This is a genomic window from Pseudomonas sp. AL03 (assembly GCF_029960815.1).
Taxonomy (GTDB): domain Bacteria; phylum Pseudomonadota; class Gammaproteobacteria; order Pseudomonadales; family Pseudomonadaceae; genus Aquipseudomonas.
Genome location: NZ_JASBRE010000004.1, coordinates 1 through 19,746, shown reverse-complemented (window position 1 = coordinate 19,746; position 19,746 = coordinate 1). Strand labels below are relative to the sequence as shown.

Genomic DNA, 19,746 nt, shown 5'->3' with positions numbered 1-19,746 from the left:
CGACAAGCCCCCTCGCCACAGGTGTTCAGCCTGTTATTCAGTGACGGACCTCACGCTGACATACGGCGAATAATCCGGCAGCACCGTCTCGACCTTCCCTTGTTCCTTCAAGAACTTCGCCGTTTCGCCAATGGCCTTCGCCGTGCCGCTGTCCAGCAGCGCGGTGGTCTGTTGAGCCTTGGCATCCGGGAAGGCTGAGCCGCGGTTGCCGATCTGCACGTCGCCGAAAGCAATGGCTGTAACCACTTCCGGGCCGCTATTGAAACGACGCCAGTCATTTTTCTGGCCGATGGTTTTCTCGTACAGTGCATCTGCCTAGGGGACTTTGCTGGGGTCGATACCGGTTTGATATCCGACGGTGAGGTTCGCTGCATGGGCGGTAAAAGAAAATGCGAGCGATACACAAACTGTAACAAATCGACTAGATAGTGCGCGTTTGGCCATCATGGCGTCGCCTTTTCGATAGGGATTGACGTTTGGGGAATGCGTCAAAGCTAATCGATCTAAAAAAAGGCTAAAAAATACCATTTAGGAATTAGCTTATGTGCCGATACGTTGTGTCCGGCTCAGAAGCCTAGTGCGGGGCTATATTCCATAATGTTATGAAAAAGAATGAAATAATTCTTTTTGGCTTTATTAAGAAGCCATTACCCTTGCAGGGACCAAATAACTGCGGTTAGACCTTGGTCGTAGACACACATAGTTACGATTGACTTGTCAGTCACGGTCTGGCGCTAATCGCGCATCTTAGGATTCGGGGCACTCGACCCAGGACCAGGAACACAAGAATTAGAAACGATAGGAGCGAAACAAATGAACAAGTCCACCTTGGCCCTGGCTGTGGCCGTAGGGGTTTTGGCGCAGCAGGCAGGCGCCGCCGGTTTCATCGAAGACAGCAAGGCTACATTGGGGCTGCGTAACTTCTACATCAACACCGATAACCGTAGCGGTGCTGCCGATCCAAGTAGAAACGAAGAATGGGGCCAAGGCTTCGATCTGCGTTTCATCTCCGGTTACACCCAAGGCACCGTTGGCTTCGGTATTGATGCTATCGGCCTGCTGGGTGTACGTCTGGATTCGGGCGGCGGCACTAATGGCAACGTTAACGCTAATGGCACCCCTGGTAACGCTTATGGCGGCACTGTGTTCCCGAGCAAGTCCAACGGCGAAGCGGTTGATAATTTCTCCAGCCTGGGCCTGACTGCCAAAGCCAAGATCTCCCAGACTGAACTGAAGCTGGGTACCTTGCAGCCAAAACTGCCGGTGATCGTGACCAACGACGGTCGTCTGCTGCCACAAACCTTCCAGGGCGGTCAGATCACTTCGGGCGAGATCAAGGACCTTACACTGGTCGGTGGTCAGATCGAGCACGCCAAGGGCCGTAACTCCAGCAACAACGAAGAGTTGTCGATCGCTGGTGCCAACGGTCGCACTGCGGCTGGTCGCGACAGCAACAAATTCTATTACGGTGGCGGTGACTACAAAATCACCAAAGACCTGACTGCCCAGTACTACTACGGCAACCTGGAAGATTTCTACAAACAACACTTCCTCGGTCTGACCCATAACTGGTCGATCGGTCCGGGCGTTTTGAAGTCTGACCTGCGTTACTTCAACAGCTCCGATGACGGTGCCAACGGTCACGATACCGCTTACTACACATCGGGTAATTACGACGGTTTCCGCGCCGGTCGTGGCAAGGTCGACAACAACCTGTATAGCGGCTTGTTCCTGTACTCGGTTGCCGGTCACACCTTCGGAGGCGGCTATCAGGTCAGCAACGGCAGCAGCGACTTCCCTTGGCTGAATCAGGGTGACGGTTCGTCGGCTTATCTGACTACCGACATGCAGATCCAGAAATTCGCCCGTGCCGGCGAGCGTACCTGGCAAGCTCGTTACGCTTACGACTTCGCCAAGGTGGGCGTTCCTGGTTTGACCGCCGGTGTTGTCTACCTGAAGGGTAGCGACATCGATACCGTGGCCAACACGGCTGCTCGCGCCAAGACTACCGGTCAATCCGAGTGGGAACGTGACATCTCTGTTGCTTACGTCATTCAGGAAGGCCCGCTGAAAAACCTTGGCATTGCTTGGAGAAACGCTATGTGGCGCACCGACATGGTGGGCGTGCGTGATCAGGACGAAAACCGCCTGATCGTCAGCTACTCGATCCCGCTGTTGTAATAGCGCTCGCGTAACCGCTGAAAAAAAGCCCCGCCCGGCATCACGCCGGGCGGGGCTTTTGCGTTTTCAAGTCAGGCTCACCCCCGTAAACCCTCCTCGAAATTCCCCTCTTTGTGCAGTAACTCAAGGCCTTCTCGAACCTTGTGGGCGATGGTCGTCCTGATCGTCGCCAAGGACCAATGAACACATTTTTAATATTCATTTACGATCTAAACAAATCGATATTTATTCTTTTTAATGAATAAGAAATGCAGGCACAGTTGACCTCAACAAGCACTCACCAGGAGCAGCACCATGAGCCTCAGACTGGGCGATATCGCCCCCGACTTCGAACAGGATTCCAGCGCCGGTACTCTCCGTTTCCACGAATGGCTGGGCGATAGCTGGGGCGTGCTGTTTTCCCACCCGGCGGACTTTACCCCGGTGTGCACCACCGAGTTGGGCTTCACTGCCAAGCTCAAGGACGAATTTGCCCAGCGCGGTGTGAAAGCCATTGCTCTTTCCGTGGACCCGGTGGACTCGCACCACAGGTGGATCGAGGACATCAACGAAACCCAGAACACCCTCGTCAATTTCCCGATCCTCGCCGACGCCGACCGCAAGGTGTCGGACCTTTACGACCTGATCCACCCGAACGCCAACGACACCCTGACCGTGCGCTCGCTGTTCGTGATCGACCCGAACAAAAAGGTTCGGCTGACCATCACCTACCCGGCGAGCACCGGCCGTAACTTCCATGAAATTCTGCGGGTGATCGACTCGCTGCAACTCACCGACAACTACAAGGTGGCCACGCCGGCCAACTGGCAGGACGGTGATGAAGTGGTGATCGTGCCTTCGCTCAAGGATGAAGACGAAATCCAGAAACGTTTTCCCAAGGGCTATCGCGCGGTGAAGCCGTACCTGCGTCTGACGCCACAGCCGAACAGGTAACTCAGCTAACTCTCGTTCCCACGCTCTGCGTGGGAACGATCACCACAAAGCAGGGGATTTCAGGCCGTTTTTACGGCCTATTTTTTTGCCTGGGAAAGATATTCCGTATAGATCAGTAAAGAATAACCAAATGAATAAATATGATTTATGGATATAACAATCACCTGTTAAGGTCACTCCATCACAGCGAGATCGCAAGCCGCGAATCGCCAAACACCGTTCAAGGAATCGCCTGAATGCTGGTCGTCTCACTCGGTGGCAGTCCCAGCCAACGCTCCCGTTCCGGGGTGCTGCTGGAGCGCTCCCAACGCTGGTTGCAAGCGCAAGGTGTGGAAGTGGTGAGTTACCAGGTGCGGGACTTCCCGGCTGAAGACTTGCTGCATGCACGCTTCGACAGCCCGAAGGTCATCGACCTGCTGCAGCAAATTGAAAACGCCGATGGCCTGCTGATCGCTACACCGGTGTACAAGGCGTCGTTCTCCGGCGCATTGAAAACCGTGCTGGACCTGCTGCCCGAGCGCGCCCTGGCCCACAAGGTGGTTTTGCCAATGGCCACCGGTGGCAGCATCGCCCACATGCTGGCGGTGGATTACGCGCTCAAGCCGGTGCTGTCGGCGTTGAAAGCCCAGGAAATGCTCCACGGGATTTTCGCCGTGGACAGCCAGATCGCTTACGGCGAAGGCAGCGCCCAGGCGCAGTTGGTACCCGAGCTGGAACAACGACTGAATGAATCGCTGGAGCTGTTTTTCAGCGCCATGGCCCGACGGCCCAAGCCGATCGATCCGAACCTGTTGAATGAACGTTTGTTGAGTGCTCGCTGGAGCATTTAAGCCAGCACTTAAGCCACACCTGAAATTGATGTACTGGCCTTACTCGCCCGCTAACGGGCAAGCAGGTGCAGCCAAAACCCAACTGCAAAAAGGAGAGCGCCATGCGCACTGTCATTTTGCGTCGTGGTCTGGTCGCTCTGTTTGCTGCGGCTGTAACCTTCGGCGCCATTACTCAAGCTCAAGCACGTTCTACCCAGGAAGGCGTGCTTCGGATCGGTTATCAAAAGTACGGCACCTTGGTGCTGCTCAAAGCCAAAGGCACTTTGGAAAAACGCCTCGCCGCCCGAGGCGTGGACGTGCAATGGACTGAATTCCCCGGCGGCCCGCAACTGCTCGAAGGCCTCAACGTCGGCTCCATCGACTTTGGCGTTACCGGTGAAACGCCACCCGTATTCGCTCAAGCCGCCGGCGCCGATCTGCTCTACGTCGCCTACGAACCGCCTGCGCCTCACAGCGAAGCGATCCTGGTGCCGAAGGACTCGCCGATCAAATCGGTGCAGGACCTCAAGGGCAAGAAAGTCGTCCTGAACAAAGGCTCCAACGTTCACTACTTGCTGGTCCGCGCACTGGAAGACGCCGGCCTCAAATACACCGACATCCAGACCGTATTCCTGCCGCCGGCCGATGCCCGCACCGCGTTCGAGCGTGGCAGCGTCGATGCCTGGGTGATCTGGGACCCGTACCAGGCTGCCGCCGAACAGCAACTGCAAGCACGCACCTTGCGTGATGGCCTAGGCATCGTCGACAACCATCAGTTCTATCTCGCGACCAAGCCTTATGCGCAGAAAAATCCTGAGGTGATCAAGACCCTCGTGGAAGAAGTGCGCGCGGTCGGCGAATGGACCAAAGCCAACCCCGAAGACGTGACCAAACAGGTCTCGCCACTTATCGGCCTGCCGGCGGACATCACCCTGACGTCGATGAAACGCCAGGGCTACGGCGCACTGTTCCTCACGCCTGAAGTGGTCGCCGCGCAACAGAAAATCGCCGACAGCTTCTACCAGCTCAAGCTGATTCCAAAGCCCCTGAGTATCAAAGACGTGATCTGGACGCCACCGGCGGCCGTTGCCAAAGCTCAATAATTCGATTCCCTAAGGAGACCACTCCATGAGCCTCAATATCTTCTGGTTCCTGCCTACCCACGGCGACGGTCATTACCTTGGCACCGCCGAAGGCGCTCGCGCCGTCGACCACGGTTATCTGCAACAAGTCGCGCAAGCGGCGGATCGCCTGGGCTTCGGCGGGGTGCTGATTCCTACCGGTCGCTCGTGCGAAGACTCGTGGCTGGTAGCGGCGTCGCTGATCCCGGTGACCCAGCGTTTGAAATTCCTCGTCGCGCTGCGCCCCGGGATCATTTCCCCGACGGTGGCAGCGCGTCAGGCCGCGACGCTGGATCGCCTGTCCGGCGGTCGTGCGTTGTTCAATTTGGTCACCGGTGGTGATCCGGAAGAATTGGCCGGCGACGGTTTGTTCCTGAGTCACGAAGAACGCTATCAAGCCTCGGTGGAATTCACCCGCATCTGGCGCCGCGTGCTGGAAGGCGAAACCGTCGATTACGACGGTCAGCACATCAGCGTGAAGGGGGCGAAGTTGCTCTACCCGCCGATCCAGCAACCGCGCCCGCCACTGTATTTCGGTGGTTCTTCGGACGCGGCGCAAGACCTCGCGGCAGAGCAGGTCGAGATGGTCCTGACCTGGGGCGAACCACCCGCAGCCGTTGCCGAGAAAATTGAACAAGTGCGCGCCAAAGCCGCGAAGCTCGGTCGCACGGTGCGCTTCGGCATTCGTTTGCACGTGATCGTTCGCGAAACCAATGCCGAAGCCTGGCAAGCGGCGGATCGGCTGATCTCTCATCTGGATGACGAAACCATCGCGCGTGCCCAGGCCTCTTTGGCGCGCTTCGACTCGGTCGGTCAGCAACGCATGGCCGCATTACACGGTGGCAGCCGCGACAATCTGGAAGTCAGCCCCAACCTGTGGGCCGGTGTCGGCCTGGTGCGCGGCGGTGCTGGCACGGCGCTGGTGGGCGACGGTCCAACCGTGGCCGCCCGCGTGAAGGAGTACGCGGACTTGGGCATCGACACGTTCATCTTCTCCGGTTATCCACACCTGGAAGAGTCTTACCGCGTTGCTGAGTTGCTGTTCCCGCACCTGGACATCGAGCGTCCAGAGCTGCCAAATGGCGCCGCTTACGTCAGCCCGTTTGGTGAGATGGTTGCCAACGACATCCTCCCCAAAGCCGCGTCGCAGAGCTGAGGCGCGCTATGAAGAAAATCATCCACAGTTTCGCGCCTTGGGCGTTGCCAGTGTTGCTGCTGGCGGTGTGGCAGTTGTCGGTGTCGGCGGGCTGGTTGTCGACACGGATTCTGCCGGCGCCGATTACGGTCATCGAAGCCGGCGTCAGCCTGGTGCGCAGCGGTGAAATCTGGACGCACCTGGCGATCAGCGGTTGGCGCGCAGCGCTGGGCTTTGCCATCGGCGGCAGCATCGGTCTGACGCTGGGCTTCATCACCGGCTTGTCGAAATGGGGCGAGCGCCTGCTCGACAGTTCGGTGCAGATGATCCGTAACGTGCCGCACCTGGCGCTGATTCCGTTGGTGATTCTGTGGTTCGGCATCGATGAGTCGGCGAAGATTTTCCTGGTGGCATTGGGCACGTTGTTCCCGATCTATCTCAATACCTATCACGGCATCCGCAACGTCGATCCGGCGCTGGTGGAAATGTCCCGCAGTTATGGCTTGTCCGGTTTCAGCCTGTTCCGTCAGGTGGTCCTGCCGGGCGCGCTGCCTTCGATTCTGGTCGGTGTGCGCTTCGCCCTCGGTTTCATGTGGTTGACCCTGATCGTGGCGGAAACCATTTCTGCGAGCTCCGGCATTGGCTACCTGGCGATGAATGCCCGGGAGTTCTTGCAGACCGACGTGGTGGTGCTGGCGATTCTCTTGTACGCCGTGCTCGGCAAACTCGCCGATCTCGCGGCCTGTGGACTTGAACGCGTGTGGTTGCGCTGGCACCCGGCCTATCAGGTGACCAAGGGAGGTGCGGCATGACGGCTCAACAACCTCCACGCCTGCTGCGCGGCACTCCGCTGGTAGTGCGCAAACTGCAAAAAACCTTCGGCTCGCGGCAGGTGCTGCGTGAGATCGATCTGCACATCCCGGCGGGCCAGTTTGTCGCCGTGGTCGGTCGTAGCGGTTGCGGCAAAAGTACCTTGCTGCGCTTGCTCGCCGGCCTCGACAAACCCACGGGCGGTGAATTGCTGGCCGGTTCCGCGCCGCTGAGTGAGGCGCGGGAAGACACCCGACTGATGTTCCAGGAAGCGCGTTTGCTGCCATGGAAAAAGGTCATCGACAACGTCGGCCTCGGGCTCAAGGGCAACTGGTGGCCACAAGCGTTGGAAGCCTTGGAATCGGTAGGTCTCGCAGACCGCGCCAATGAATGGCCGGCCGCCTTGTCCGGCGGGCAAAAGCAACGTGTGGCCCTGGCCCGCGCGCTGATCCATCAACCGCGTTTGCTGTTGCTGGACGAACCGCTGGGCGCGCTGGATGCGCTGACCCGAATTGAAATGCAGCAGTTGATCGAGCGGCTCTGGCAGAAGCACGGTTTCACCGTGTTGCTGGTCACCCACGACGTCAGTGAAGCGGTGGCGATTGCCGATCGGGTGATCCTGATCGAGGAGGGTGAAGTCGGTCTCGACCTGCACGTGGAACTGCCGCGCCCTCGGGTTCGTGGCTCCCATCGGCTGGCGACGCTGGAAACCGAAGTCCTCAATCGCGTGCTGGCATTGCCCGGCGAACCGCCGGTGCCGGAACCTGTTTCACCATTGCCCACGCAATTGCGTTGGGCTCAATAACCAGCCTTATCCAACGACAGGAATCAACCTCATGACGATCAAAGCCATCAACGTTCGCAACCAGTTCAAAGGCGCCATCAAGGAAATCGTACTCGGTGACGTGCTGTCGGAAATCGATGTACAGACCGCTTCCGGCATCGTCACCTCGGTGATCACCACGCGCTCGGTGAAAGAGCTGGAACTGGTGGTCGGCAGCGAAGTGATTGCGTTTGTGAAATCCACCGAGGTGTCGATCGCCAAGTTGTAAGCGCGTGCGAGCTCTGATTGTTCCCACCAAAGCGTGGGAACGATCAGAGCGCGGGGCGCTTCGGCAGGTAGGGCGGCAAATACAGGCCCAGATAGGCGTCGAATACCCGCATGCCTTCTTCGGCCATGCGCGGGGTGATCTGTCCGTGTTGTTGCACCGAGCGCGCATAGACGCGGTCGCCGAGTTCCATGGCGAGGGCAAACACATCGACGTCGGTCGGCAATTTCGGCAGTTCGAAATGATGATCGAATAGCTTGTGCATCAGGTCACCGAGTTCGATGTCGTGCTGGCGGTCGGCCTGGGTGACTTCGGTCAGTCCGTGCTGCGCGAGGATCAGTTGGCGGGCGGCGGCGTCTTCGTCGTAGATGTCGAGCATGCGTTGTTCCACCAGTCGCGACAGATCGCGCCAGCCGTTCAGGGCGTCGTGGTCGATGGGCGCTTGCAGGCAGGCACGGAACGCCGCGTGGACGTCAGCCGTCAGGGCTTCGAGCAGCGCCGGGACGCTGGCAAAGAAGTGGTAGACGGAGGAGGGCGGGATCTCCGCGCGTTCGGCGACGCTGTAGATCGACAGGCTGGCCACGCCCTCGGCAGCCAGCAGCGTGCGGGCGGCGTCGAGTATCGAATCGATCCGGGCCTGGCTGCGTGCGCGGGGTTTGCGTGGGGTGGCGAGTCGGGTCATCGAAGTCTCCTGCTGGGCAGCGGGCATTGTACGCAGAGCTTGGGGATGATCCATAAAGGTTGGGTGATTGACCATAAAAAAACGCCGCAAGCTGTGAGGCCTGCGGCGTTGTTTTTACTGCAATCGCTTAAACGGTATGCAGGTACCAGTTGTACTCGAGGTCGGAGATGGAGTGTTCGAACTCCTCCAGCTCGCTCTCTTTACACGCGACGAAGATATCGATGTATTTCGGATCGATGTACTTGGCCATGACTTCGCTGTCGTCCAGCTCGCGCAATGCATCGCGCAGGTTGTTCGGCAGGCTTTGCTCGTTCTGCTCGTAGGAGTTGCCTTCCACGGGTGCGCCTGGCTCGATCTTGTTGGTCAGACCGTGGTGCACGCCTGCCAGGACCGAAGCCATCAGCAGGTACGGGTTGGCATCGGCACCGGCAACGCGGTGTTCCAGACGGACCGCGTCGGCGGAACCGGTCGGCACGCGCACCGCAACAGTACGGTTGTCCAGACCCCAGCACGGTGCATTCGGCACGTAGAACTGTGCGCCGAAACGACGGTAGGAGTTGACGTTCGGGCAGAGGAAAGCCATCTGCGCCGGTAGGGTCTCGAGCACACCGCCGATCGCGTGACGCAGTGCGGCGTTCTGCTCGGGATCCTCACTGGCAAAAATGTTTTTGCCGTCTTTATCAAGAATCGAGATGTGGACGTGCAGACCGTTACCCGCCTGGCCCGGGTAAGGCTTGGCCATGAAGGTGGTATCCATCTCATGGTCGTAGGCGATGTTTTTGATCAGACGCTTGAGCAGAACCGCGTAGTCGCAGGCCTTGATCGGGTCGGCCACGTGGTGCAGGTTCACTTCGAACTGCGCCGGGGCACTTTCCTTGACGATCGCGTCGGCAGGGATGCCTTGCTCTTTCGCCCCTTCCAGAATGTCCTGGAGGCAGTCGACGTATTCGTCGAGGTCGTCGATCAGGTAGACCTGTGTCGAGTGCGGGCGTTTGCCGGACACTGGCGAGCGTGGCGGTTGCGGACGACCGTTCACGTTCTCCTGGTCGATCAGGTAGAACTCCAGTTCGAAGGCGGCGCAAATGGTCAGGCCCATCTCGTCGAACTTGCGCACGACATTGGCCAGCACTTCTCGCGGGTCGGCAAAGAACGGCTGGCCTTCCAGTTCGTGCATGGTCATCAACAGTTGCGCGGTAGGGCGCTTCTGCCAAGGCTCATTGCAGAGGGTGTCAGGGATCGGATAGCAGATTCGGTCAGCATCGCCGATGTCCAGGCCCAGACCGGTGCTTTCGACCGTCGAGCCATTGATATCCAGAGCAAATAGAGAGGCCGGCAGGTTGATGCCTTTCTCGTAAACCTTGTGGAGACTGGTGCGTTCAATGCGCTTGCCGCGCACCACACCATTCATATCCGCAATCAGAAGGTCAACGTACAGAACCTCAGGATGTTCCTTAAGGAACGCGTTCGCTTCGTTAAGCTGAACGGCACGCGGGGGTACCGACATGATGCAACACCTTTGTTGTTAAAAATATCAATCATTGATCTCTTCGGGTTTCAGTCAACCCGAACGGCATGCCGAAGTCAAGCGAGGCCTTTTTTGCCCTAAAAAAGCGCCCATTGGGCATTTTTGAGGCACATTGGGGCGTTTTTATGCCTTAGAGCGCTTTAGCGTCCGCAGGTTTGATCGGGCCGTGTTGTATTTTTTACGGGGGTGTTGTGTAAAAAAATGAACAAGGCTAAGCTCGATTCAAACCCATAACACCAATAATACCGGGGTGCTTCATGTCTCGCCTGCCGTTAATCGGCGTCACCATCTGCTCTAAGCAGATCGGTCTGCATGCTTACCACATCAGTGGCGATCGTTGCGTTCACGCTGGGGCCTTCATTTCCCAAGGCGTGCCGTTGACTCTTCCTTCCCCGGCGGTTCTGCTGGCCCCGTCTGATATTCTGGACGGCCTGGATTGCATTCTCTTTACTCGCTCTCCTTCCAATATAGAACCGTTTCACTGTAGCGGCCCAGCCAATGCGTCAGGTCCTGCTCATGATTCTGCACGTACCACTATGCTCTCGTTGACCCGCGCCACTGCCCTGGCGGGTATTTGTGCGCGGCAATTGCCGTGGCAATCTGTATCACGCGACGCCGATGCGTCAAACAACGCCTGACTTATAAGAGTCAGGAAACCAAGCCTAAGAGGCATTTATGAGTAACAACCTCGACCAGCTCACCGATTGGTTTAAAGACCACAAGATCACAGAAGTCGAATGCATGATCGCCGACTTGACCGGGATCACCCGGGGCAAGATTTCGCCGACCAACAAGTTCATTGCCGAAAAAGGCATGCGCCTGCCCGAGAGCGTTCTGTTGCAGACAGTGACCGGCGACTATGTCGAAGACGACATCTATTACGAACTGCTCGACCCGGCCGACATCGACATGATCTGCCGTCCCGACCAGAACGCGGTGTTCCTGGTGCCCTGGGCTATCGAGCCCACTGCCCAGGTGATTCACGACACCTACGATAAGCAAGGCAACCCGATCGAGCTGTCGCCGCGCAACGTGCTGAAAAAGGTTCTGAAACTCTATTCCGACAGGGGCTGGCAGCCGATCGTAGCGCCAGAAATGGAGTTCTACCTGACCAAGCGCTGCGAGGACCCGGACTTCCCGTTGCAACCGCCGGTTGGCCGCTCAGGTCGCCCGGAAACCGGTCGCCAGTCCTTCTCGATTGAAGCGGCGAACGAATTCGATCCGTTGTTCGAAGACGTCTACGACTGGTGCGAATTGCAGGAGCTGGACCTCGACACGCTGATCCACGAGGACGGCACGGCGCAGATGGAAATCAACTTCCGTCACGGTGATGCCCTGTCCCTGGCCGACCAGATCCTAGTGTTCAAACGCACCATGCGCGAAGCTGCGCTCAAGCACAACGTGGCGGCGACGTTCATGGCCAAGCCCATGACCGGCGAGCCGGGCAGTGCGATGCACTTGCACCAGAGCATTATCGACATCGAAACCGGCAAGAACGTGTTCTCCAATGAAGACGGGAGCATGAGTCAGTTGTTCCTGAACCACATCGGTGGTTTGCAGAAACTGATCCCCGAGCTGGTGCCGCTGTTTGCGCCTAACGTCAACTCGTTCCGCCGCTTCCTGCCGGACACCTCGGCACCGGTGAACGTGGAGTGGGGCGAGGAGAACCGCACCGTGGGGCTGCGGGTTCCGGATGCCGGGCCGCAAAACCGTCGGGTGGAAAATCGCCTGCCGGGCGCCGACGCCAACCCGTACCTGGCGATTGCCGCGAGCCTGCTCTGCGGTTACATCGGCATGGTCGAAGGCTTGAATCCGAGTGCGCCGGTGGTGGGGCGTGGCTATGAACGCCGCAACTTGCGCCTGCCGCTGACCATCGAAGACGCGCTGGAACGCATGGAACACAGCGCGACTATCGAGAAATACCTGGGCAAGAAATTCATCACTGGCTACGTCGCGGTCAAGCGGGCCGAGCATGAAAACTTCAAGCGCGTGATCAGTTCGTGGGAGCGGGAATTCCTGCTTTTCGCCGTCTGATGCGCCGGGCGCCGCTGCTTTTGGCGGCGCTTTAACCGATTCCAAGGAGAATTCGCATGACCAGCAACAACCCGCAAACCCGTGAATGGCAAACCCTGAGCAACGATCACCACTTGGCCCCGTTCAGCGACTTCAAACAGCTGAAAGAGAAAGGCCCGCGGATCATCACCAGCGCCAAGGGTGTTTACCTCTGGGACAGCGAAGGCAACAAGATCCTCGACGGCATGGCCGGCCTGTGGTGCGTGGCGATCGGCTACGGTCGCGATGAACTGGCCGATGCCGCCAGCAAACAAATGCGCGAACTGCCTTACTACAATCTGTTCTTCCAGACGGCTCACCCGCCAGTGCTGGAATTGGCCAAGGCCATCGCCGACATCGCGCCGCAAGGCATGAACCACGTGTTCTTCACCGGTTCCGGTTCCGAAGGCAACGACACCATGCTGCGTATGGTTCGTCACTACTGGGCGATCAAGGGCCAACCGAAAAAGAAAGTCATTATCAGCCGCAAGAACGGCTATCACGGCTCCACCGTGGCCGGCGCGAGCCTGGGTGGCATGAAGTACATGCACGAGCAGGGCGATTTGCCGATTCCGGGCATCGTCCACATCGCCCAGCCGTACTGGTTCGCTGAAGGCGGCGACATGACGCCGGAAGAATTCGGTGTCTGGGCGGCCAATCAGCTGGAAGAGAAGATTCTGGAAGTCGGCGTGGACAACGTCGGTGCCTTTATCGCCGAGCCAATCCAGGGTGCCGGCGGCGTGATCATTCCGCCAGACACCTACTGGCCGCGCATCAAGGAAATCCTCGCCAAGTACGACATCTTGTTCGTGGCGGACGAAGTGATCTGTGGTTTCGGCCGTACCGGTGAGTGGTTCGGTTCCGACTTCTACGACCTCAAACCCGACATGATGACCATCGCCAAAGGCCTGACGTCCGGCTACATCCCTATGGGTGGCCTGATCGTGCGTGATGAAGTGGTTGAGGTGCTCAACGAAGGGGGCGATTTCAACCACGGTTTCACCTATTCCGGGCACCCTGTCGCCGCTGCGGTGGCACTGGAAAACATCCGCATCCTGCGCGAAGAAAAAATTATCGAGCGCGTTCATGCAGAAACGGCACCCTATTTGCAAAAGCGTCTACGGGAACTGAACGATCACCCGTTGGTGGGGGAAGTCCGCGGGGTGGGGCTGCTGGGGGCGATCGAACTGGTGCAGGACAAGGCCACTCGCAAGCGTTACGAAGGCAAGGGCGTCGGCATGATTTGCCGCACGTTCTGCTTCGAAAACGGCCTGATCATGCGCGCCGTCGGCGACACCATGATCATCGCTCCGCCACTGGTGATTACACTGGCAGAAATCGATGAGTTGGTGACCAAGGCACGCAAGTGTCTGGACCTGACCCTGAGTGCATTGCAGGGCTAAGTGCTAGGCTCTGAGCGGGGTGTGAAGTTTGCATTTCGCTCAGCGCAAACAAAGGATGGGTCTTTCCTTGAAAGCCTGCCTTGGATCTTGCCAGACTACCGGTTGTTTTAGTTGCCCAGGAATAGGCCGCTGGCTCTTGGTTAACAAGAACGTGGTTAATAAGAAAAATTGGAGCATTACCCATGAAGGCATTAGGTATGAAGATAGCTGGCAAGACCCTCCTCGCCATGTCCCTGATGGGCGTGATGGCGGGCGCAGTTCAGGCGGACGATAAGGTTCTTCACGTGTACAACTGGTCCGATTACATTGCGCCGGATACCGTCAAGAAGTTCGAAGCCGAGTCGGGGATCAAGGTTGTTTACGACGTATTCGACAGTAACGAAACCCTGGAAGCCAAGTTGCTGGCAGGCAAGTCCGGCTACGACATCGTCGTACCGTCGAACAACTTTCTGGCCAAGCAAATCAAGGCGGGTGTTTACCAGAAGCTGGACAAGTCCAAGCTGCCTAACTGGAAGAATCTGAACACTGACCTGCTTAAAGCAGTCTCCGTGAGCGACCCGGGCAACGAACACGCGTTCCCGTACATGTGGGGTTCGATCGGTATTGGCTTCAACGCCGAGAAGGTCAAGGCTGCACTGGGTGCCGATGCGCCTACCAATTCCTGGGACCTGATCTTCAAACCTGAAAACGCCGCCAAGTTGAAGTCGTGCGGTATCAGTTTCCTCGATTCGCCCACCGAGATGATTCCGGTGGCGTTGCACTACCTGGGCTATCCAACCGACAGCCAGGACAAAAAACAACTGGCCGAAGCCGAAGCACTGTTCCTGAAGATTCGTCCTTCGGTGGGCTACTTCCACTCGTCCAAGTACATCTCTGACCTGGCCAACGGCAACATCTGTGTCGCTGTGGGTTATTCGGGTGACATCTACCAGGCCAAGTCCCGCGCGGCTGAGGCTGGTGACAAGGTGAAAGTCAGCTACAACATTCCGAAAGAAGGGGCGGGCAGTTTCTACGACATGGTCGCTATCCCTAAAGATGCCGAAAACGTCGAAGGCGCCTACAAGTTCATGACCTTCCTGCAGAAGCCGGAAATCATGGCTGAAATCACCAACGCCGTACGCTTCCCGAACGGTAACGCGGCCGCCACCGCATTGGTTGATAAAGACATCACCGCCGACCCAGGCATCTACCCGCCAGCGGACGTGCTGGCCAAGCTGTACGCGATTGCCGACTTGCCGGCCGCGACCCAGCGGATCATGACTCGCAGTTGGACCAAGATCAAATCCGGTAAATAAGTAAAACCCTGTAGCAGCTGCCGAAGGCTGCGTTGAGGTCCGAAGGACCTCCGCTTTTCGACAGCACAACGGCTTCGCAGTTGAACGCAGCTTTCGGCAGCTGCTACAGGGCTCTGCATAAAAGTTTTGCTGGAACGGTTTTTCGAGGGTAAGTTGCGCGCCGGTTTTGTTGCCAGGCAGCCATGGCTGTCATGTAACGCGGGGCAACTGGGCCCAACTCATTTTAGGGGACCTCCACGTGCCTATTTTTTCTTTGTTGCGCCATGCACTGCTGGTCGGCGCCGGACTGACGCTTGCCGTTAGTGTCCAGGCAGCTGGCACTGTGCATATTTATAACTGGTCGGATTACATCGGTTCGACCACCCTGGCTGACTTCCAGAAAGAGACCGGCATCAAGCCGGTGTATGACGTCTTCGATTCCAACGAAACCCTGGAAGGCAAGTTGCTGGCCGGGCGTACCGGTTATGACGTGGTCGTGCCGTCCAACCACTTCCTGGGCAAGCAGATCAAGGCGGGCGCTTTCCAGAAGCTCGACAAGTCCAAGTTGACCCACTATTCCAACCTCGACCCGGTGCTGCTCAAGCGCCTGGAGCAAAACGATCCGGGTAACCAGTACGCCGTGCCGTATTTGTGGGGCACTAACGGCATCGGTTACAACGTCGACAAAGTGAAGGCAGTACTTGGCCTGGACAAGATCGATTCCTGGGACGTGGTGTTCGAGCCGAAGAACATCAAGAAGCTGCACAGCTGTGGCGTGGCGTTCCTCGACTCCGCCGATGAAATGATGCCCACGGTCCTCAACTACATGGGCCTGAACGCCAACAGCACCAACCCCGAAGACTACAAAAAGGCCGAAGCCAAGTTGCTGTCGGTGCGGCCTTACGTGACCTACTTCCACTCTTCCAAATACATCGCGGACTTGGCCAACGGCGATATCTGCGTGGCGATCGGTTTTTCCGGCGACATGTTCCAGGCCAAGGCCCGCGCGGCTGAAGCCGGCAAAGGCATGAACATCGCCTACTCGATTCCGAAGGAGGGCGGCGCGCTCTGGTTCGACATGCTGGCGATCCCCAAGGATGCGGCCAACGTCAAGGAAGCCCACGCCTTCATCAACTATATGCTCAAACCTGAGGTGATCGCCCAGGTCAGTGATTACGTGGGTTACGCCAACCCTAACCCAGGGTCGGACAAATTGATGGAGCAGTCCATTCGCACCGACGAATCGGTTTATCCACCGCAAGCAGTCCTCGACAAGACTTACGTGTCTATCGAGTTACCACCAAACATTCAGCGTTTGATGACCCGCAGCTGGACCAAGGTCAAGTCGGGTAAATAGCTGCAAGGCTCAAGCTATCCAAGGTTCGCTCGCCTCGGGCGAACTGCAAATTTTGTTGGGAGTTTCGTAAATGGCAGTTGCCTCCGGCGCCTATAAGAAAGCCCTCGAGGGCGACCAGTCACCTAAGCAGGTGTTGGTCAAAATCGACCGGGTCACGAAGAAGTTCGACGAGACGATTGCCGTGGACGATGTGTCCCTGGAAATCAAGAAAGGTGAGATTTTCGCCCTGCTCGGCGGTTCGGGATCGGGCAAATCCACGTTGCTGCGCATGCTCGCGGGCTTCGAACGGCCCACGGAGGGGCGCATTTTCCTCGATGGCGTAGACATCACCGACATGCCGCCGTACGAGCGGCCGATCAACATGATGTTCCAGTCCTACGCCTTGTTCCCGCACATGACCGTGGCGCAGAACATCGCCTTCGGCCTCAAGCAGGACAAGCTTTCCGGCGCGGAAATCGATGCTCGCGTAGCCGACATGCTCAAACTGGTGCAGATGAGCCAGTACGCCAAGCGCAAGCCGCATCAGTTGTCCGGTGGTCAGCGACAGCGTGTGGCCCTGGCGCGTTCGCTGGCCAAGCGACCGAAGCTGTTGCTGCTCGACGAACCGATGGGTGCTCTGGACAAGAAGCTGCGCTCGCAAATGCAGCTTGAGCTTGTCGAGATCATCGAGCGGGTCGGCGTAACCTGCGTCATGGTGACCCACGACCAGGAAGAAGCCATGACCATGGCCGAGCGCATCGCGATCATGCACCTGGGCTGGATCGCCCAGATCGGCAGCCCGATCGACATTTACGAAACCCCGACCAGCCGCCTGGTCTGCGAGTTCATCGGCAACGTCAACATCTTCGACGGTGAAGTGATCGACGACGCCGAAGGCCACGCGACCATCACCTGCAAGGACCTGGACCGCCAGATTTACGTGGGCCACGGTATCAGCACGTCGGTGCAGGACAAATCCGTGACTTACGCGATCCGTCCGGAAAAACTGCTGGTGACGCCGACCATGCCGACCTGCGAATACAACTGGTCCAGCGGCAAGGTGCACGACATCGCCTACCTCGGCGGGCACTCGGTGTTCTACGTCGAACTGCCGAGCGGCAAGATCGTCCAGTCTTTCGTCGCCAACGCCGAGCGCCGCGGTCAGCGCCCTACCTGGGGTGATCAGGTTTACGTGTATTGGGAAGACGACAGCGGCGTGGTACTTCGCTCATGAACATGCGCAAATTCAAACGTCGCCTCAATCGAATAATTCCCGGTGGCCGTCAGCTGGTCATCGGGGTTCCGTTCATCTGGCTGTTCCTGTTCTTCATGTTGCCGTTCTTCATCGTCTTGAAGATCAGCTTCGCCGAAGCCGACGTGGCCATTCCGCCGTACACCGAGATCTATACCTTCGCCGAACAGAAACTACAGTTGCTGCTTAACCTCGGCAACTACGCGATGCTGGCCGGCGACGAACTGTACATTGCCGCTTACCTCGGCTCGCTGAAGATGGCGCTGATCAGCACCATCCTTTGTCTCGCAATCGGTTACCCGATGGCCTATGCCATCGCCAGCGCCCGCAAAGAGATGCAAACGGTGCTGGTGCTGCTGATCATGATGCCGACCTGGACCGCGATCCTGATCCGCGTTTACGCGTGGATGGGCATCCTCAGCAACAACGGCCTGCTCAACGGTTTCTTGATGACCATGGGCTGGATCGACGAACCGCTGCAGATCCTCAACACCAACCTCGCTGTTTACATCGGCGTGGTTTATTCGTACCTGCCGTTCATGATCCTGCCGCTCTACGCCAACCTGGTGAAGCACGACAACAGCCTGTTGGAAGCCGCATCGGACCTGGGTTCGAGCACTTTTAACAGCTTCTGGAAGATCACCATTCCGCTGTCCAAGAACGGCATTGTTGCCGGTTGCATGCTGGTGTTCATCCCGGTGGTGGGTGAGTTCGTGATCCCGGAACTGCTCGGCGGTCCGGAAACCCTGATGATCGGTAAAGTGCTCTGGCAAGAATTCTTCAACAACCGCGACTGGCCGGTGGCGTCTGCCCTGGCAGTGGTTATGTTGCTGATCCTGATTGTGCCAATCATCCTGTTCAACCGTAGTCAGGCCAAAGAAATGGAGGGCAAGGAATGAAGCGCTTCCGTTTCTCAAGTTTCATGCTGGTAGCGGGTTTGCTGTTCATCTACGCGCCGATGCTGATCCTGGTGATCTACTCGTTCAACGCCTCCAAACTGGTGACGGTTTGGGGTGGCTGGTCGATCAAGTGGTACGTCGGTTTGATGGACAACACCCAACTGATGGGCTCGGTGGTGCGCTCGCTGGAAATCGCCTGCTACACGGCGGTGGCGGCGGTGGCGCTGGGTACGTTGGCGGCGTTCGTGCTGACCCGTATCACCCACTTCAAGGGACGCACGCTGTTCGGTGGCCTGGTCACCGCGCCGCTGGTGATGCCCGAGGTGATCACCGGTCTGTCGCTGTTGCTGCTGTTCGTGGCCATGGCGCAGATGATCGGTTGGCCACAGGAGCGGGGCATCATCACCATCTGGATCGCCCACACCACGTTCTGTGCGGCGTATGTGGCGGTGGTGGTGTCGGCGCGCTTGCGTGAGCTGGACCTGTCCATCGAAGAAGCGGCCATGGACCTCGGTGCGCGGCCATGGAAGGTGTTCTTCCTGATCACCATCCCGATGATCGCGCCATCGTTGGGGGCCGGCGGCATGATGTCATTTGCCCTGTCGCTGGATGACCTGGTATTGGCGAGCTTCGTGTCCGGTCCGGGGTCGACGACTCTGCCAATGGAAGTGTTCTCGGCGGTGCGTCTGGGCGTGAAACCCGAGATCAACGCCGTGGCCAGTCTGATTCTGCTGGCGGTGTCGTTTATGACGTTCCTGGTCTGGTTCTTCAGCCGCCGTGCTGAAGAAAGTCGCAAACGTGCGATTCAGCAGGCGATCGAAGAAGGTGCTGCCGACTCCTGGAAACAACCGGACGTGCGTCGCGCCCCGGCGCCGGAAGCGGCTTAAAACCGGTCGTACAAAAAACCTCACTCCCTGAAAGGCAGTGAGGTTTTTTTTATGTGTGCTTCAGGAAACCCACGGCCATTCACCCGAAACCGGACAATCGATCCATGGCTGCAATCCCTGCCAATAAGCAGGCACATCGCGCCAACTCGCTTGTTGCGCGAGGATTGGCTAGGGTTAAACCGGATAATCCGGGTTGCACGCACGCCCTGTAGCAGCTGCCGAGCCCGCGAGGCTGCGTTCGGCTGCGGAGCAGTCGTAAACCCTGCGCATGCGATTCACCTGAAAGACCGCAGTGCCTGATTTCACGACTGCTTCGCAGCCGGACGCAGCCTCGCGGGCTCGGCAGCTGCTATGTATGGACTCGCCCCCACTGTCTACCCGCTTTTGAAAAACCGCCG

17 protein-coding genes and 2 pseudogenes are annotated in these 19,746 nt (G+C 58.1%); 16 read left to right on the top strand and 3 right to left on the bottom strand.

Annotation, left to right across the window (positions count from 1 at the left end; translation table 11 throughout):
- Window positions 1-33: 33 nt before the first annotated feature.
- Window positions 34-447 (bottom strand): annotated as a pseudogene (locus QK293_RS05575) (hypothetical protein).
- 366 nt (window positions 448-813) lie between these two features.
- Here QK293_RS05575 and QK293_RS05570 point away from each other — a divergent pair.
- The 8 genes from QK293_RS05570 (at window position 814) to QK293_RS05535 (ending at window position 8,041) form a co-directional block, all read left to right on the top strand.
- Complete coding sequence (locus QK293_RS05570; protein ID WP_282376109.1) at window positions 814-2,181, top strand: OprD family porin; 1,368 nt, start codon at window positions 814-816, stop codon at window positions 2,179-2,181.
- Window positions 2,182-2,475: 294 nt separating this feature from the next.
- Window positions 2,476-3,114, top strand: a complete 639-nt coding sequence (locus QK293_RS05565) for a peroxiredoxin (RefSeq protein ID WP_282376108.1) — start codon at window positions 2,476-2,478, stop codon at window positions 3,112-3,114.
- Between the two features lie 236 nt (window positions 3,115-3,350).
- Window positions 3,351-3,944: an NADPH-dependent FMN reductase gene (gene ssuE / locus QK293_RS05560; RefSeq protein WP_282376107.1), complete on the top strand. Its 594-nt coding sequence runs from the start codon at window positions 3,351-3,353 to the stop codon at window positions 3,942-3,944.
- 101 nt (window positions 3,945-4,045) lie between these two features.
- Window positions 4,046-5,026, top strand: coding sequence for a sulfonate ABC transporter substrate-binding protein (locus tag QK293_RS05555; RefSeq protein ID WP_282376106.1), 981 nt, complete (start codon window positions 4,046-4,048; stop codon window positions 5,024-5,026).
- Window positions 5,027-5,051: 25 nt separating this feature from the next.
- Complete coding sequence (gene ssuD / locus QK293_RS05550) at window positions 5,052-6,200, top strand: FMNH2-dependent alkanesulfonate monooxygenase (RefSeq protein WP_282376105.1); 1,149 nt, start codon at window positions 5,052-5,054, stop codon at window positions 6,198-6,200.
- 8 nt (window positions 6,201-6,208) lie between these two features.
- Window positions 6,209-6,991 carry an aliphatic sulfonate ABC transporter permease SsuC gene (gene ssuC / locus QK293_RS05545; protein ID WP_282376104.1) on the top strand — a complete coding sequence of 261 codons (783 nt, stop codon included), beginning with the start codon at window positions 6,209-6,211 and terminating at the stop codon, window positions 6,989-6,991.
- Window positions 6,988-7,794, top strand: a complete 807-nt coding sequence (gene ssuB, locus QK293_RS05540; RefSeq protein WP_282376103.1) for an aliphatic sulfonates ABC transporter ATP-binding protein — start codon at window positions 6,988-6,990, stop codon at window positions 7,792-7,794. Before ssuC ends, ssuB begins: the two co-directional genes overlap by 4 nt.
- A gap of 31 nt (window positions 7,795-7,825) precedes the next feature.
- Window positions 7,826-8,041 (top strand): TOBE domain-containing protein, encoded by a 216-nt coding sequence (locus QK293_RS05535; RefSeq protein WP_007942473.1) that lies wholly within the window; start codon window positions 7,826-7,828, stop codon window positions 8,039-8,041.
- Window positions 8,042-8,084: 43 nt separating this feature from the next.
- Here QK293_RS05535 and QK293_RS05530 read toward each other — a convergent pair whose 3' ends face one another.
- On the bottom strand, window positions 8,085-8,720 hold the full coding sequence (locus tag QK293_RS05530) for a TetR/AcrR family transcriptional regulator (protein ID WP_282376102.1): 636 nt from the start codon (window positions 8,718-8,720) through the stop codon (window positions 8,085-8,087).
- 127 nt (window positions 8,721-8,847) lie between these two features.
- Window positions 8,848-10,224, bottom strand: coding sequence for a glutamine synthetase family protein (locus tag QK293_RS05525; protein ID WP_282376101.1), 1,377 nt, complete (start codon window positions 10,222-10,224; stop codon window positions 8,848-8,850).
- A gap of 278 nt (window positions 10,225-10,502) precedes the next feature.
- Between QK293_RS05525 and QK293_RS05520 the strand changes: the two are divergent.
- The 8 genes and pseudogenes from QK293_RS05520 to QK293_RS05485 all read left to right on the top strand — a co-directional run.
- Window positions 10,503-10,820, top strand: a pseudogene (locus QK293_RS05520) (gamma-glutamyl-gamma-aminobutyrate hydrolase family protein); the annotation flags it as partial.
- Window positions 10,821-10,920: 100 nt separating this feature from the next.
- Window positions 10,921-12,279 carry a glutamine synthetase family protein gene (locus tag QK293_RS05515; RefSeq protein WP_282376099.1) on the top strand — a complete coding sequence of 453 codons (1,359 nt, stop codon included), beginning with the start codon at window positions 10,921-10,923 and terminating at the stop codon, window positions 12,277-12,279.
- 56 nt (window positions 12,280-12,335) lie between these two features.
- Window positions 12,336-13,700 carry an aspartate aminotransferase family protein gene (locus tag QK293_RS05510; protein ID WP_282376098.1) on the top strand — a complete coding sequence of 455 codons (1,365 nt, stop codon included), beginning with the start codon at window positions 12,336-12,338 and terminating at the stop codon, window positions 13,698-13,700.
- A 197-nt stretch (window positions 13,701-13,897) separates the two neighbouring features.
- A complete protein-coding gene (locus QK293_RS05505) occupies window positions 13,898-14,995 on the top strand; it encodes a polyamine ABC transporter substrate-binding protein (protein WP_282376368.1) in 1,098 nt (365 codons plus the stop codon).
- A 238-nt stretch (window positions 14,996-15,233) separates the two neighbouring features.
- A complete protein-coding gene (locus tag QK293_RS05500; protein ID WP_282376097.1) occupies window positions 15,234-16,331 on the top strand; it encodes a polyamine ABC transporter substrate-binding protein in 1,098 nt (365 codons plus the stop codon).
- 70 nt (window positions 16,332-16,401) lie between these two features.
- Window positions 16,402-17,544: a polyamine ABC transporter ATP-binding protein gene (potA, locus tag QK293_RS05495; RefSeq protein ID WP_282376095.1), complete on the top strand. Its 1,143-nt coding sequence runs from the start codon at window positions 16,402-16,404 to the stop codon at window positions 17,542-17,544.
- Between the two features lie 35 nt (window positions 17,545-17,579).
- Window positions 17,580-18,461 carry an ABC transporter permease subunit gene (locus QK293_RS05490; RefSeq protein ID WP_282376366.1) on the top strand — a complete coding sequence of 294 codons (882 nt, stop codon included), beginning with the start codon at window positions 17,580-17,582 and terminating at the stop codon, window positions 18,459-18,461.
- Window positions 18,458-19,348 carry an ABC transporter permease subunit gene (locus QK293_RS05485; protein ID WP_282376093.1) on the top strand — a complete coding sequence of 297 codons (891 nt, stop codon included), beginning with the start codon at window positions 18,458-18,460 and terminating at the stop codon, window positions 19,346-19,348. Before QK293_RS05490 ends, QK293_RS05485 begins: the two co-directional genes overlap by 4 nt.
- The last annotated feature ends 398 nt before the right edge of the window (window positions 19,349-19,746 follow it).